The organism is Pseudomonas sp. 22526, from assembly GCF_052044735.1.
Taxonomy (GTDB): Bacteria; Pseudomonadota; Gammaproteobacteria; order Pseudomonadales; family Pseudomonadaceae; genus Aquipseudomonas; species Aquipseudomonas piscium.
Genome location: NZ_JBQENK010000013.1, coordinates 123,964 through 139,056, shown reverse-complemented (window position 1 = coordinate 139,056; position 15,093 = coordinate 123,964). Strand labels below are relative to the sequence as shown.

Annotated in this window: 4 protein-coding genes; all 4 read right to left on the bottom strand. The window is 66.3% G+C overall.

What is annotated here, in order from left to right; translation table 11 throughout:
- Positions 1 to 52: 52 nt before the first annotated feature.
- On the bottom strand, positions 53 to 9,040 hold the full coding sequence (locus ACTJKT_RS20325; RefSeq protein ID WP_440788327.1) for a TcdA/TcdB pore-forming domain-containing protein: 8,988 nt from the start codon (positions 9,038 to 9,040) through the stop codon (positions 53 to 55).
- Positions 9,041 to 9,180: 140 nt separating this feature from the next.
- Positions 9,181 to 11,322 (bottom strand): type I secretion system permease/ATPase, encoded by a 2,142-nt coding sequence (locus tag ACTJKT_RS20320; RefSeq protein WP_440788326.1) that lies wholly within the window; start codon positions 11,320 to 11,322, stop codon positions 9,181 to 9,183.
- Positions 11,323 to 11,324: 2 nt separating this feature from the next.
- A complete protein-coding gene (locus ACTJKT_RS20315) occupies positions 11,325 to 12,710 on the bottom strand; it encodes an HlyD family type I secretion periplasmic adaptor subunit (RefSeq protein ID WP_440788325.1) in 1,386 nt (461 codons plus the stop codon).
- Entirely contained in the window at positions 12,707 to 14,818 is a 2,112-nt protein-coding gene (locus tag ACTJKT_RS20310; protein ID WP_440788324.1) for a type I secretion system permease/ATPase, read from the bottom strand. Before ACTJKT_RS20310 ends, ACTJKT_RS20315 begins: the two co-directional genes overlap by 4 nt.
- Positions 14,819 to 15,093 lie beyond the last annotated feature (275 nt).

The window sequence follows — 15,093 nt, the reverse complement described above, 5'->3', positions numbered from 1 at the left end:
CGACCGGAGACAGGAGAGGCTTTGCGCCCCTCCCGTGGTTGCTCCTGCGTGGTCAGGTCAGTGAAGGCACCAGCACCGCCTGGGCGGCCTGACGGTTTTGCGGCAGGTGCTCACGAGCGCCGCCAGTGTCGGCGAAGGCGGCCATGGCCCCGCTCAGTTTGGCCAGGCTGGGGCCCTCGGCCTCCGTCACCGAGGCGATGTCGTTCGCCGTCGGCACGCTCTGGCGCTCGCGCGAGGACAGCTCGAACAAAGCGTCCTTGGCCGAACCCGCCTGGGCAAAGCCCTTCACCAGATGATCGACACTGATCACCGATGAGTCGCCTTGCAGCTCGATCTGCAGATGCCGATGCGCCGCGGCCTGGCTACCCAACACCTGGCGCAGCACCAGGGCCGTGCCGGTGCCGGCGTCGGTCAGCAGCACGTTCTCGCCCTGACGGCTGACGAGGATGTTCTTGCCGTCGGCCACCGGCAGGATCAGGCGGTCCAGGGCCTGACCCGGGTCATCGTTGTCGATCACCACTGTGCGGTAGTGCGCCCACATCGCCGGGCTGAAGCGGTAGGTGTCGTTGGCACCGCCACCATGCAGCACCACGCTGTCGACCCCAGAGATCAGCGGCGACGCCAGTTCGTCCTGACGACCGCCGACGCCCCCACCCTGCAGCAGCAGCGAGGAGCCAATGCGCTCGACATTGCCGTAGTGCCCGAGCTTCTGCGCAGCCCCCTGCTTGACCTTGTACAGCGCCTGCTCCGTCGGGCTGTAGACGTAGGCCGAGCGCTGCGATTCGGCGGCCACCCCGATAAAGCGCAGGTCGCTCGCGGCGGGTATGCCGGTGCTGGCGAACATCTGCCCGCTGGCGACATCGAACCAGCCCTGGCTGTCGGCGCCTTGCAAGGTCAACACGCCTTTGGCTCGCCACTGCTCCGTCACCTTGGCCAGCGCCTGGGGCAGATTGCCCAGGTGTTGCTGCTGCCAGCCCTTGTCGACCGCCACCAGCTGCACATCGCCGCTGTTGGTGCGCAGCAGGACTTCGCCCTGCACCGTCGTCAGCCGCAACCCGGCATCCACCTGGACCGCCGAGCGCAGTTGCACCTCGGGCATCGGCAGCGTGGCGGCGGGCAGCTGCGCCGAGGCCTCAAGCACCTCGTCGCCGCCGAACGCGGTCGCCAGCGCCTCGGGCGTCATCGGTGCCTGGAGGTAGAGCTTGCCGCTCTCGGGCTCGAACAGCCGCGCGCTGGAGCTGGCGCTGTCGAAGCCGAGAAATTGCAGCGGCTTGCCTTGCAGCGAGGACGCCGCCACGATCACCTGGCCGTTGTGGTACCACACCGGCAGCGCACTTTTGCCATCGGCGGCCTTGGCCCCGAATACCGCCAGGGTGGCGTTACTGCCGTTGACACTGGCCAGGTCCTTCCACCAGGTGCTGCGGCCCTTGAGCCAATGCTCGTTGACCGCTTCATAGCTCAGGCGCCCTGTCGCCTCGATCCGCGCGACACGCCCGTCCTCGGTCACGGCCACCAGATGGCCGTTGAGTTCGAGCACATTGGCCAGGGTCGGCGTGGCCAGGCGCAAGGCGCTCGGCTGGCTACCGTCGAGGACTTTCTGCCCCGGCCCTTCCTGGCGGAACAGCACCTTCTCCTTCTGGCTGTAGAAGAAAAACACTTCCTGGCCAGCGAGCTGCGGCATGCTGCCGGCGAACACCAGATCCGCCGGAATCGGCCAGGCGCTCTGGGGTTTGCCCTGGGCATCCAGCGGCGGCTGCTGACCCGCCGGAGGCGCCAGGTTCGGCTTGATCACCGTGCCGTCGCTGGTGCGCACCCAGTAGCGGTGCGCGACTTTGGCGTTATCCAGACCAAACACCGTCACCAGCGCCGCGGCGCTCGGCTCCATCATCGGCGCGCCCAGGCTGTACACCGGGGTGGCGCGCTGCGTGGTCTGGCTCTGGTAGCCCTGGAGCATGGCCTTGAGCGCATCGCCATGCTGGCCGGTACGTGCCGACAGTTGCAGCAATGCGTCATCGCCGACCACCCCGACCAGCTCCATCCGGTCACCGATGATGCGGAAGTTCAGCTCGGCCTCCCGCTCCTTGAGCTGATAACGACGGGCCAGGTAGACCGCGTCGCCCTCTTGCCAGAACCGGCTGATCCGGCCCGCGCTCTGGTTGAACGACGGGGCGAACTGCGCATCGACCTTGCCGGTGGCGATCTCGACCCGCCACGCCGCGGAATTCTCGGCGTCGACGAAGTAGGCATGCTCGCCGATGACCGCCCCCAACTGGGCGCTCCTGGCCTGTTCCACCTGGGTGTCGGTGAACAACATGCGGTTCTTGGCGACATCGTAGAACGCCCGGCCGACATTGCGTCCTTCGTGGCTGTAGTTATCGACAACCACATACTGACCGTGCAGCTGATGGGCCTTGGCCAGTTCGCTCAGGTGCTGTTCGATACGCTGGCCAGGCAGCTGCCATTTGCTCGCGTCTTCCTCCACCACCCGAGCGCTCATGCCGGCGAAATCGACTTCGCGCACCTCGCCCTTGGCATTGACCACCAGCACCTGGCCGTTGTGCGCCGGGTCGAGCTTGACCACCACGCCGCCCACCACCAGCTGGTCCTTCGACACGCTGATGCTCTCGCTCGCCAGCTGGCTGCTGTCGATGATCCAGCGCGACGGCGTGCCGGACTCGCTGGACAGATCGACCCGGGTGCCTTCATTGAGGCCCACCAGATAGCGCCCGCCCGCGCCCTTGATCTGGTAGTTCAGATAGCCGTACAGCTCCTTGGGCAGCTCGGGTATCACCAGTTGCCGGTCGCGCGAATCGAGCAGCACCTCGATCGGGGTGTCGACGTACTCCTGGCGAATCCGCCGGATCGTCTCCTCGCTCGGGAAGATGTAGAAGTCGTAGTCGAAGCGCCGGTCTTCCTCGAGCCTGCGGATCACGTCGAAACCGGTGTCATGCCGGGTGGTGGACCCAGGCAGGATCATGTACTCGTAGCTGATGTAGGACTTGGGCGTGCCCGGCAGGATCACCGCCGTGCTGTCGCCATGCTCCAGGGTGCGCGTGGCATCTTTGTAGCCGATGCCGCTGCGCACCTCGATCGCCTGGCCACGGTCGTGGATCATCTGCGGGAAATCCCCGGCCCAGAAGAAGTAGTTGATCGCCCCGGAACCGGTGGAACCGTGGTGGGTGCGGTAAATGTACTGGCTGTCGAAACCTATCTGGTTGTTGCGCAGGTCCAGGCGCTTGACCACCGCGCCGGCCAGCGGCACCAGCACCTTCTTCTCCGCGTCGTAACGGTAGCCGTTGCCTTTGTAGGCCTTGTCGACCGTATCGAAGTAGCGTCCGACCGCCTTGGCGTCTTCGGCCACCGCGCCGAAGGCCTGGGCCAGCGCGGTGAAGCCCACCGCCAGGCCGCCGAGGATCACCCCCGCGCCGCCGAGCACCGCGGCCGCCGTCGAGGCGCCGAGCAGCCCGGCGCCGACCCCGGCCGCGCCGGTGACGAAGCTGGCCGAGTCGAACGCCAGCTGGGTGCCGAACACCGCCTTCTGCACATCGTTCTCGGCATGGGCCAGTTCATAGGCATCGAGGCCGACCATGGCCCCGCCAAACAGCACACCCGCACCTTCGTTGACGGTGTGGCCCAGGGTCGAGGCAAAGTCCTTGAGCGAGGTTTCCGCGGCCATGGCTTCGCCGCGCAACGCGGTCTGTACCAGTTCGGTGACCTTGACCACGTCCTGCAAGGTGCCATGGCCGATCTGCGCCAGGCCCAGGTAGCTGTGGATCTTCAGCGCCGTGGCCAGGTCCGGCGAGACCGTGCCCTGGGCCCTGTCCTTGCGGTTCCTGTCGGCAAACCACTGGATCAGCGTCTGTACCGCGAAGCCGGCGTTCAGGCCGTCCACCGGCGATGCTTCGCTAACGCCGGCACGGGGCCGTATCTGGCCATGCTCCAGGGTGAAGTGCTCGTTGAACACCCGCATGTGCTCATCGACGAAACGCCGGAACTCGACAAAGGTGCCGTCGTCGGTGGCCAGCCAGCGGGTCTGCTCGGGTTGGTCACGGTTGATGAACTGGACCCGATAGCCGCCCTCCTTCTGCTCCTCGATGTTGGCAATGATCGGTATCCATTGGCTGCCCAACTGATGTTCCTGGGCCAGGCGGGTGCTGGCGACTTCGAAGCGCGCGCCCCACTGCTCGGCGTCGAAGGTGGTCAAGGCTGCCCCCAGGCGCAGGTCTTCGCTGACGCGCTGCTGGGCGTCCACCGCCTGCTCGACCTGGCGACGCTGGCCGATGACTCCGGCCAGCTCCTCGGGACGGGACAGATCGGCCACATTCAGCCCGTTGCCCACCGGTACCTCGGCCATCTTGCCGGTGTCGATCTCGATCAGATTGAAGGCCGGCAGCGACTTTGTGCCGAACGAGCCATAGTGCGCGGCTAGGTTGCGCGTCACCAGGTGCTGCTGCATGGCCTTGGACAAGCCCTTGGTGGAGTCGAAAGCGAAGATCCCCACGTTCGGGTCATAGAAGTAGTAGCGACGACCCTCGGCGGTCTGTGTACTGCCCACCATCATCGAGTGGTTCTGGGTGTTGAGGGCAAACATCGAGGTGCCGGTGCTGGCGGCCAGGCGCGAGACTACTTCGGCCAGCTTGAACTGTCCCAATTCCTTCGACGCCTGGACCGCTTCGACATTGGAATGCAGGCGGATCAGGCTGTTCTTGAGCAGCGTCGAGCTGCCGGCCTGAGGGTCGGCGGAAGCCAGGAACAGCTTCTGCACCAGGCTGTTGACGCCCGCCTCGCCGCCACTGGCCAGGGCCACGGCCATCGCCCGGACCAGGGGGTAGCAACGGCCGCCGGAGCGGTCACCTACCAGCGACAGGTAGAAGTCCTGCGGCGCCAGCTGGCCGAATACACTGCCGGCCTTGTGGAAGTCTTCGCTGAACACCGCGGTCTGGCGCAGCACCTTGTCGATGTACTCGGCCTGGGCGGTTTCCGTGATGCGCCCGCTCAGGGCACCACGCTCACGAGGGCTGAGCCTACCCTCGAGAAACAGCCGCTTCATCTCCAGGGCCGACATCCTGTCGTCCACCCCGGGGATCTTGATCTCGCGGAAATCCCGCAGACCATCGCTGAACGCCGTGCCGCGCGCGCCCCGCTGATAGGCCTCGGCAATCGTATAACGCTCGCCGACGCTGCTGGCCCGCTCCTCGCCTGCGCCCTGGATCGCCGTATCGTCGGTGCGCACCACCGCGGCGCTCCCCTCCTTGGCCTTGATCTGCTGCCAGAGCCAGGTCTTTTCCACCGAGCCGGCTTCGCGCAACACCGGGTCGTACTGCGCCCGGTAGTAGTCCTGGGTGAGGTTGAGCTGCTTGATCTGCTGGTCGATCAGGCCCTTGTCGCTGGCCGTGCGCCGGTCTTGCTGGAGTTGGTAGCGCTTGTCGGCCAGCTGTTGGATATCGGCGTTGACCTTGGCCTGGACCGCTTCGCGCAGCTGGTTCCAGGCGGCAATCGCCGGATGCTCGGGAGAAAAGGCACCGCCTTCGTAGACACCGTCAGACACCCCTTCGACCGGAACCCCAAATTGCGCCGCGACTTTCTTCAGGTTCTGGTGCACCTGCTCGCGGTAGGCGGCGAACTCGACCCGGTTGCGTTCCACCACTTGGCTGTCGGCGGTCTGGATCGCCAGGGGCTGGGCACCGTCGCGCAGCTTCGGCCAGACCATCTGGCCTTCGCGCTGGTACTCCTGGCGCTGGAACACCAGTTGCCACTGGCCATCGACGTACTGCATGTAGGCCGCGGCCAGGCCCTCGGCGGTGCCGGCGACCTGATAGTCCTTGTAGTCCACCGCCATCACCACGTTGTCGTACAGCAGCGAGCTGTTGACCCGGCCGTCGTGGTAGACCCGGAAGGTGTTGGCGTCCAGGCTGGTCACCACCAGCGAGCAGCCCGACAAGGTCCCGGTGAAGAGGAAGCTGCCCGCGGCCGCGTGCTTGGGAATGTCCACATAGGCCGGCGCGGCATTGGCCTGGTTCGGGCCGTTGTAGCCGAGAAAATACGCCGGCACGCTGTCGACGCCGCTGCCGGCAATGTCATTGGCGCTGTGCTCGGTGTATTCGAGCTCGTACAGGTTCGACGCGACCTTGACCAACTGCACGTTGCCCTGGGCCGGCAAGCGTCCCGACTTGACCAGGGCCTCGGCACTCAGGGTATGGGTCTTGGCGAACTGCACAGGGTCGGCGGCGAACTGCTGGATGTCGGCGCTGCCCTGGCGCGGTTCGAACCCGGTGCCCAGGGACGCCAGCCCGGTCTTGAGCTGCAGGTCCTTCGCTGCTTGCCCCAGCAGCGCGGGCAGCGGGCCAACGCTGGTGAAGCGCGGCGGATGGAACTCCTCGGCCGCCGGCAAGCCTTGGTTGACGATGGGCAGCACGCGGGCCATCACCCCGTCGTACAGCTCGCCGTGCAGCGCCTCCTTGCTGCCTTCAGCACGGTAGCGGTCGAACATCTGCAGCAGGTCCTGGCCGATACTGCCCGGACCCTGGGGTTCATAGCGGGCGGCGACATACAGGGTCTCGAAGAACGAGTGATAGCCGTTGCGGATCATGAAGGCCGCGTTGGCCATCTGGAACTGCCAGTACTGCTTGACGCTCAGGGCGCCACCGAACAACTCCGGCAAGGCATTGCTGACGGTCTGGGTGGTCCCGGAAATACCGCCCACGAATGGCGTGTCCAGGTCGTTCATGTAGCGGGTGGCGGCATTGCCCGGGTCGGGACGGAACTGGCTGTAGCTGCGGTACTTGTCGTCCGCGATCAGGAAGGTGGTGTCGGCCTGGGCCTGCTCCGGGTGGGTATTGAGGATCAGGTAGGGGTCGGGCTGATTCAGCCGGTTGTTGATCATGACCTTGTCGGCGCCACTCTGCGGCGCCAGCGCGGCATGGGCATTGACCGGCACCGCGGCCTTGGAAAAGCTGTCGGCCACCGGGCGCAGGGCATGGAACAGCGCCTGCTTGCGCAGGCTGCGGCCCTGGTCGCTCGACAGCAGCGCCTCGACCGTCGGGCGCAGTTTGCCATCGGCCTGCTCCAGCCCCGCGGGGCCGCGCAGCAACAGGGTCAGCAGCTTGCTGTCCAGGGAGCGCTCCACCACTACCTGATCAAAGACATGCACTTTCGGATTATCCGGATGCTGCGCCGCGTTGGCCGCGGCGACCCGTTGGGTTTCCGCGTCGATCGCCCGGGCCCGCCATGGCTCGTACAGCGGCGCCAGCAGCAACTTGGCCTGGGCAATGTCGCTCTGCACATAACCGCCTTGCAGGACCTTGGCCAGCGCCTGGTTCTGCACCAGCTTGTCGGCCAGGCCGAACAGCAGCGCGTCGTTGTCGCGGCTCTGCCAGACCGACGCGGCGAAGGCCTGCTCCCAGAGCACCTTGTTCAGGTTGTTGCCCTTGATATCGCGCAGGCTGGCGCGGCTGTGTTCCGGCACCAGCACCCCGGCCGGGGTGATGTGGTTGCGCTCGAGCAAGCGGGTCAGCTGCTGCACGAAGGTCGCGCGTTCGCTGCTGCCTTCGAACAGGCGGCTGGCCTTGATGCCGCCGTCGCGCAGTTGTTCCAGCTTGTCGAAAAACGCCGCGTTGTATTGATACAGGGCGTCGGTCTGCGTCTTGCTCAGGTGGCTGCTGCTGACCTTGTCGCCGTCGAGGGTCATCAGCGCAAAAGGCGTCGCAGCACGGTAATCGCCGCCCTGAGGCATTTCCAGCAGGTACTGGCGCTCGGCAAAACCCACCGAGCGTTCGAGCTCGTGGATATTGACGAAGACGCCGTCACGGTCGGGGTGGTAGCTGTTCTGGCGAAAATCTTCGAGGCCGATGGTCTGGAAGCTGGCGATGTCCGCGTTCTGGTTGATCAGTTCGCTCAAGGCGCCGGCCAGGGGCACTTCGCGGGTAACGGTGGTGCTGGGCGACTGGCCGGAAACCTGGATGCCGACCTGGTTCGGCACCTTGCGATCGACACTGGTCAACAGCAGTTTGTGGCCGTTGCCCAGCACCTGGGCCTTGAAGCCTTCGCGCAAGGAGCTTTCCGATACCAGGTGGTTGGCGAAGTACTGCTCGACGAAGGAAGTCTTGACCAGCACCGAGCGGATCGGCGCGTAGGTCGGCGAGCGGAAGGACGGCGGCTCGTTCTTCAGCCGGTACTGTTGCTGCCAGGCCAGGGAGCGGGCCGCGGTGCCGAAGGAGAAGTTCAGCACCCCGTCGGTGGGCACCACCAGCCTGCCGTTCTCCAGGAAGAAGTCCTTGAAGCGCCCATCGGTGCTGGCATTGACCAGCGCCACGTTCATGCGGACGTAGCCGGGGCGCTCTTCCATCATCAGCAGGGAAATATTCACCGGCAGATCGTCGGAGGCCCGGGGCGGCTTGGCCAGCGCGCCGAGGCTCGCGGCTTGCTGCTCGGGCGCGGCCTTGAGCAAGCTGTTGTAGCGGGCGCTGACTTCCTTGTAGGCCTGCAGCTCGGAGAACAGCTTCACGTATTTCTGGCTGAAGGTGGAGTCGGCCACCTGAATGGTCAACTGCTGCTCCAGGCGCTCGATCCGCCCCTTGAGCTTGCCCTGCTTGGCCAGGGCATCGGCCTTCAGGCCCTTGATTTCCAGCTGCTTGGCGCCACCGGGGCTGAGCATGCCCAGGGCAGTGTTCCAGGTGCTGTCATAGTGGCTGATCGCCGTCTGCTGGCGGCTGTACAACAGGATGTCGCGGTCCAGTTGCAGCTTGTAGGCGCTGGTCGCCGGGGTGTCGGGGATGGCGTTCATCTCCTGGCGGCGTTGCTGCAGCGTCTGCAACTGGTCGCCGACCGAGACCGGGTTGTCCTGCATCTGATAGTGCTGGGCGGCCAGCACGCTCAGGGTGCTCTGCTGCATTTCCAGCAGGCGCTCGCCGACCTGGGCGATGTACGTGGCGCGCTCGTCGGCGCTCATGTTGAACCATTCGGTTTGCCGGCCTGCCGCCTTGACCTGTTGATCGATCAGGGTATTGAGCAGGCGCGTGAAGTCCTTGGACATGGAAGCCATTGCAGTGATCCTTTGTCTGTTTTGAGCCAAGCCCTTCGCGCCGCGAAAGGCTGCCTATCGGGTAGTTCTCCGGGGTAGATATCCGGGGTGGGGAGAGATGCCTGGTTCGTGCGTTCTCCTGCCGTCAGTGGGTCAGCGGTTCAATCCTTCATCTGCAAGGCCCACTGCCGGGCATACAGCCCGTCCAGGGCGAGCAGCTGTTCGTGGGTGCCCTGTTCGAGCACCCGGCCCTGGTCGATGACCAGGATCCGGTCGGCGTGGCGCAGGGTATTGAGGCGATGGGCCACGCTGATCACCGTGCGGCCCTGGGCGATGCCCTGCAGGTTGGCCATCACCGCCGCTTCCGACTCGTAGTCCAGGGCGCTGGTGGCTTCGTCCAAGAGCAGGATCCCGGGGTTGCTCAACAGGGCCCGGGCCAGGGCGATGCGCTGGCGCTGGCCGCCGGAAAGCTGGCCGCCGCGCTCGCCGACCTGGGTCTCGTAGCCCTGGGCCAGGGCTTCGATAAAGGTCGCCGCCCCCGCCAGTCTGGCGGCGTGCTGCACCTCGGCATCGCTGGCCTGGGGCCGGCACAGGCGGATGTTCTCGGCCACGCTGCCGGCGAACAGCACGCTTTCCTGCAGCACCACGCTCATGTTGCGGCGCAGGGCCACCGGGTCGGCGATGGCCAGGTCGATACCGTCCACCAGCACCCGGCCGTGCTGGGGCACATAGAGGCGCTGCAACAGGCGCGTCAGGGTCGACTTGCCGGAACCGGAAGGCCCGGTGATGCCGACGAATTCCCCCGGCTGGATCTCCAGGTCGAGGCTGCGCAGGACCTCCTGGCCGTCTTCCTCATAACGAAAGCGCACCCCCTGGAAACTCACCCCACCCTGCAACGCCGGCACCGAGGCCAGGCCGCCGCTGCCGCTTTCGCACTCGGTGTCGAGAATGTCGCCCAGGCGCCGCAGGGAAATCAGGGTGTGCTGGAAGTCCTGCCAGACCTGGGCCAGGCGCAGGATCGGCTCCACCACATGGCCGGCCAGCATGTTGAAGGCCACCAGCTGGCCGGGGCTCAACTGGCCGTCCAGCACCAGCATCACCCCCCACCACAGCAACAGCGCCGCAGTGAGTTTCTGGATCACGCCAATGCCCTGCCCGGCCCAGATGCCGACGATGCGGGTGTGGAACGCCGCGCGCACATAGGCCGCCAGCTGCCGTTGCCACTGCTGCTGGAAGCCGCCTTCGATGGCCCCGGTCTTGATGGTCTCGATGCCGGTCACGGCCTCGGTGAGAAAGGCGGTGTTGGCCGCGTTCAACTCGTATTCGCGCAAGGCCCGGCTGCGCAGCAAGGGCCCCACGCACAGCCAGAACAGGAAGTACAAGGCCAGGGAGCCGACCACCACCCAGGTCAGCAGCGGTGCGTAGGCATACATCACGGCGATGAACAGCCCGCAGAAGGCCAGGTCCAGCACCAGGGTCAGGGCCGAGCCGGTGAGGAACTGGCGGATCTGCTGCATCTCGCCGACCCGGGCGATGATCTCGCCGGTCTGCCGGCCCTGGAAATAGCCCAGCGGCAGCTGGATCAGATGCTGGTAGAGGCGCGCGGACAACTCGGCGTTGATCCTGCTCGCCACGTTGCTGAACAGCCAGGACCGCAGCAGGCCGAACAAGGGCTCGAACAGCGCCAGGGCCAGCATGGCGATGCCCAGCACCTGCAGGCTGGACAGGCCGCGGCTGACCAGGACCCGGTCGATGATGTTCTCGAACAGCAGCGGCGTGACCAGCGCCACCAGTTGCAGCATCAGCGACACCAGCAGCACGCTGCGAAACTGCCGCCCGTGCTTGAGGATCGACGGCAGGAACCAGCCGATGCCAAAACCGCGCGCCTTGGGCTCGACATGCCGCTCGGCGAGCAGCAGCACCTGGCCTTGCCACAGCGCTTCAAGCTCCTCGCGAGACAAGTCCTGGCACTGCCCCTGCAACGGCCAGAACAGCCGCACCTGGTCGCCGTCCACCGCGTCCAGCACCGCCCAGCCCTGGCTGGTTTCCAGCAGCGCCGGCAACGGCAGGTGCTGCAAGCGCCGCGCCTGGCTTTGCACCGCCCGCGCCCGCAGGCCGATCCAGCCGGCGCAGCGCCGCAGGTCGAGGCTGTCGGCCAGGCCCTCGACCCGCCCCAGGCGGTGGTTCAGTTGCGCCGCGCTGATGCTCAGGTCGAAACGCCGGGCGGCCCAGGCCAGGGCGTGCAGGCCGGTATCGAGGACAGTCGGCGACTGTTCGGCCGCGGGATTGAAGGCAGTGGTCATACTCAACGCTCCCGCAACGCTTCGGACTGATACTCGCGAATCGGGCCCAGCAGGTAATTGATCACCCGCCGCTCGCCCGTGCGGATCTCGCCGGTCACGCTCATCCCGGCCTGCAAGGGCATCCACCCCTGCCCCGCGGCGATCGCGGCGCGCTCCAGGCGGATCCGCGTCGGGAATACCAGGCCCAGCTGTTCGTCCTTGATGGCGTCGCCGGAGACATGCTCGACCGTGCCGCGCAAGGTGCCGTAGCGGGTGTAGGGAAAGGCGTCGACCTTGATCTCCACCGGCTGGCCGGCCCTGACGAAACCGACGTCCTTGTTCAGCACCATGACCTCGGCATCCAGCTCCGCCCCCTCGGGCACTATCACCAGCAGTTGCTGCGCCGGTTGCACCGCGCCGCCCAGGGTATGCACCGCCAGTTGCTGGACCACCCCGTCCACCGGCGCCAGCAGGGTTTGCAGGCGCTGGCGGTCGCGACCACGGATCAGTTGCTGTTCGAGCACGGCGACATCCTGGTGGCTGCGGTTGAGCAGGTCGTGCTGCTCGCGCTGGGTCCTGGCCAGGAAGCTGTCGCGCTGCTCCCGGCGGTTCTGTGCCTGGGCCTTGAGCACCTGCAACTCGGCATGTTGCTGGGCCAGGGAACGCTCGACCTCCAGCTGCTCCTTTTCCTGTTCGAGCAATTCGACCCGGGGCATCAACTGTTCGGCCGCCATCGCCCGCCGTGCATCGAGGCGCCGGCGGACGTTGCTGGCCAGCTTGCCCAGGGCAGCGATCTCGCTGTTGCGGGCCTGCTGGCTGGCCTGGTTGATGGCGATCTCGGCGTTGAGGCTGTCGAGGTTGGCGCGGATCTCCTTCCAGGTGCTCGCCAACTGTTCCCGCGCCGCCGCGAGCTGTTCCGCGTCCAGGCCGTCCGGCGCCAGGTAGCTGCCCAGCGGGTCCGGGGTCAGCAGCGCGCGGGCCCGGGCCAGTTCCAGACGCTTGAACGCCAGTTGCGCGCGCAACTCGCTCAACTCGGCGTCGATGCCGATCGGGTTCAGCGCCACCAGCACATCGCCGGCCTTGACCCGCTGCCCGTCACGCACATGGATGGCCCGCACTTCACCGGCCTCATGGGCCTGGATCACCTTGGTGTAGCTGGAAACCATCAGGCGCCCGGCGGCGCTGGCATGAATGTCGAGGAAACCGAGGATCGCCCAGCCCAGGGCCAGCAGGATCGACAGGATCAACAGCAGTGCCGTACCGCGCGCCCAGGGCGCGGGCGGGCGCTCGACAATCTCCAGGTAACCAGGCTGGAATTCGTATTCGTCGCGGCTGCGTTTGAGCAGCGCCGGCGTCTCGCGCAGCTGCTGCCAGGCGCGTCGCAAGGAGGTCAATAAGCCACGCATCATTCGGCCTCCTTGTGCAGCGCCTGTTGCAGTGCCCACAAGCGCGCATAACAACCGCCGTTGGCCAGCAGTTCATGGTGGCTGCCTGACTCGCTGATACGCCCCTGCTCCAGGGCGATGATGCGTTGGCAATGGCGTACCGCGGACAGGCGGTGGGCGATGATGATCACCGTGCGCCCCTCGGCGATGCGCGCCATGTTGTCCTGGATCAGCGCCTGGGATTCGTCGTCCAGGGCGCTGGTGGCTTCGTCGAAAATCAGGATCCGCGGGTCGCCCATCAGCGCCCGGGCAATGGCGATGCGTTGCCGCTGGCCACCGGACAGCGAGCTGCCGGCCTCGGCCAGCACCGTGTCGTAGCCCAGCGGCAGGCGCAGGATGAAGTCATGGGCGCCGGCCAGGCGCGCCGCGGCGATCACGCTTTCCAGGGACGCCGTGGGATGGCGCAGGGCGATGTTGTGCCGCACGCTGCGGTTGAACAGGTAGTTTTCCTGCAGCACCACGCCGATCTGGCTGCGCAACCAGGCTGGCTGCAGCTGCTGCAGCGGCATGCCGTCAATGAGGATGCGCCCGGCGTCCGGGGTGTAGAGTTTTTGCAGCAGGCGGGTCAGCGTGCTCTTGCCCGACCCGGACGGCCCGACGATGCCCAGGGTCTGGCCGGCGGCGATATGCAGGTCCAGGCCACGCAGCACCAGCTCCAGTTCCGGGCGGTAGCGGAACGTCACCTGCTCGATGCGCACCTCGCCACGCAGGGTCTGCGCCGGGCGTTGATCCCCCTCGGCCTGCTCCACTGGCAGGTTGAGCATGTCACCCAGCTTGTCCACCGACACCCGCACCCGGACGAACTGCTGCCAGACCTCGATCAGCTTGGCCAGGGGCTGGCTGACGTGGGACAGCATCATGTTGAAGGCGATCAACTGGCCAATGGTCATCTGCAGGTCGATGACCTTGCTCGCCCCCCAGCAGATCACCGCCACCGCCGTGACTTTCTGCAACAGCGTCACCATCTGGCTGATCGCGCTGCCCAGGGTCTGGCTGGCAAAACCGGCCTCGACCATCTCCGCCGTCTGCGCCTCCCAGCGCCGCTGCATGCGCGGTTCCACCGCCAGGCTCTTGATGGTTTCGCTACTGCTTACGCTTTCATTGAGAAAGGCCGTGTTGCGCGCGGCGCTGTAGAACTGCCGCTCGATGCGTTTCTCCAGCGGGCCGCTGCTGGCCCAGGCCAGCAGCACATAGAGCGGCAGGGTCAGCAGCACCAGCAGCGTCAGCGGCCAGGAAATCCAGGCCATGACCGCGAAAAACACCAGGGTGAAAGCCACATCCACGCACAGGGTCAGCAAAGAGCCGGTGAGAAACTCGCGGATGCTGTCCAGCTCCTGGACCCGGGTGATGATCGCGCCTACCTGGCGCTGCTTGAAGTACAGCAGCGGCAGGCCGAGCAGGTGGCGGAACAGCTTGACCCCGAGGCCGATATCGATGCGATTGGCGGTGTGCGCCGAAAGGTATTCGCGCAAGCCCTTGAGCAGCACCTCGAACAGGCCGACCACCACCAGGGTCATCACCAGCACGTCGAGGGTCGACAGCGCCCGGTGCACCATGACCTTGTCCATCACCGCCTGGAAGAACAACGGGGTCGCCAGGGCCAGCACTTGCAGCAGCAGCGAGCACAGCAACACTTCGCCGAGTATCCGCCGGTGGCGCAGTAGCTCGGGAACGAACCAGGACAGATCGAAACGCAGGCCGCCCTGGCGCAGGCGAATCACCTCGCCGCTCCACTCCTCGGCCAGCTGCGCGCGGTCGAGCACATCCGGGGTATGGGCTGTCGGCCGTTGCACCAGGGCCTGCGCGTCGGACAACCGCGCCAGCAGGACAAAAGCGCCGCTGCGGTCGCGCCAGACCAGGGGCAGCATCTTCGGGCTCAGCCGGGCCAGCGCCAGACGCTCCAAACGCAGGTCGACGCCGGCGCCCCGCGCATAGTCCTTGAGCGCCCGACGCAGGTCGCGCTCGTCTCCCGGGTCGGCGGCCTGTGGCGCGCGCTCCTGGGTCAGTTGCAGCAGCAGTTGGCAACAGGCCAGGGCCGAGTGGATGGCCGCCGTGGCGGAGAGCTCCGCCATGGCGGGGCATTCGACAAGGGCAGGCTGCGGAGGTATTGCGGGATTGACTGACATAGACCGCTCGTTTCAAGACCCTCGCGGCAAGAACAAGGGTGCATGGAGATACGAAACCAGTCTGCGGCAGCTGTCCGGGAATGATAATCGGCCGCGGGGTTGAAAGCTTTTAAGCAAAACTTAACCATCGGCAGGCCGCACTACGCGAAGCCTCTCGCCCGGGCAGCCAGATGGCGCGTACAAAAAAGCCGGGCTGGCGCCTAATGTCTGTAGGAGCGAGG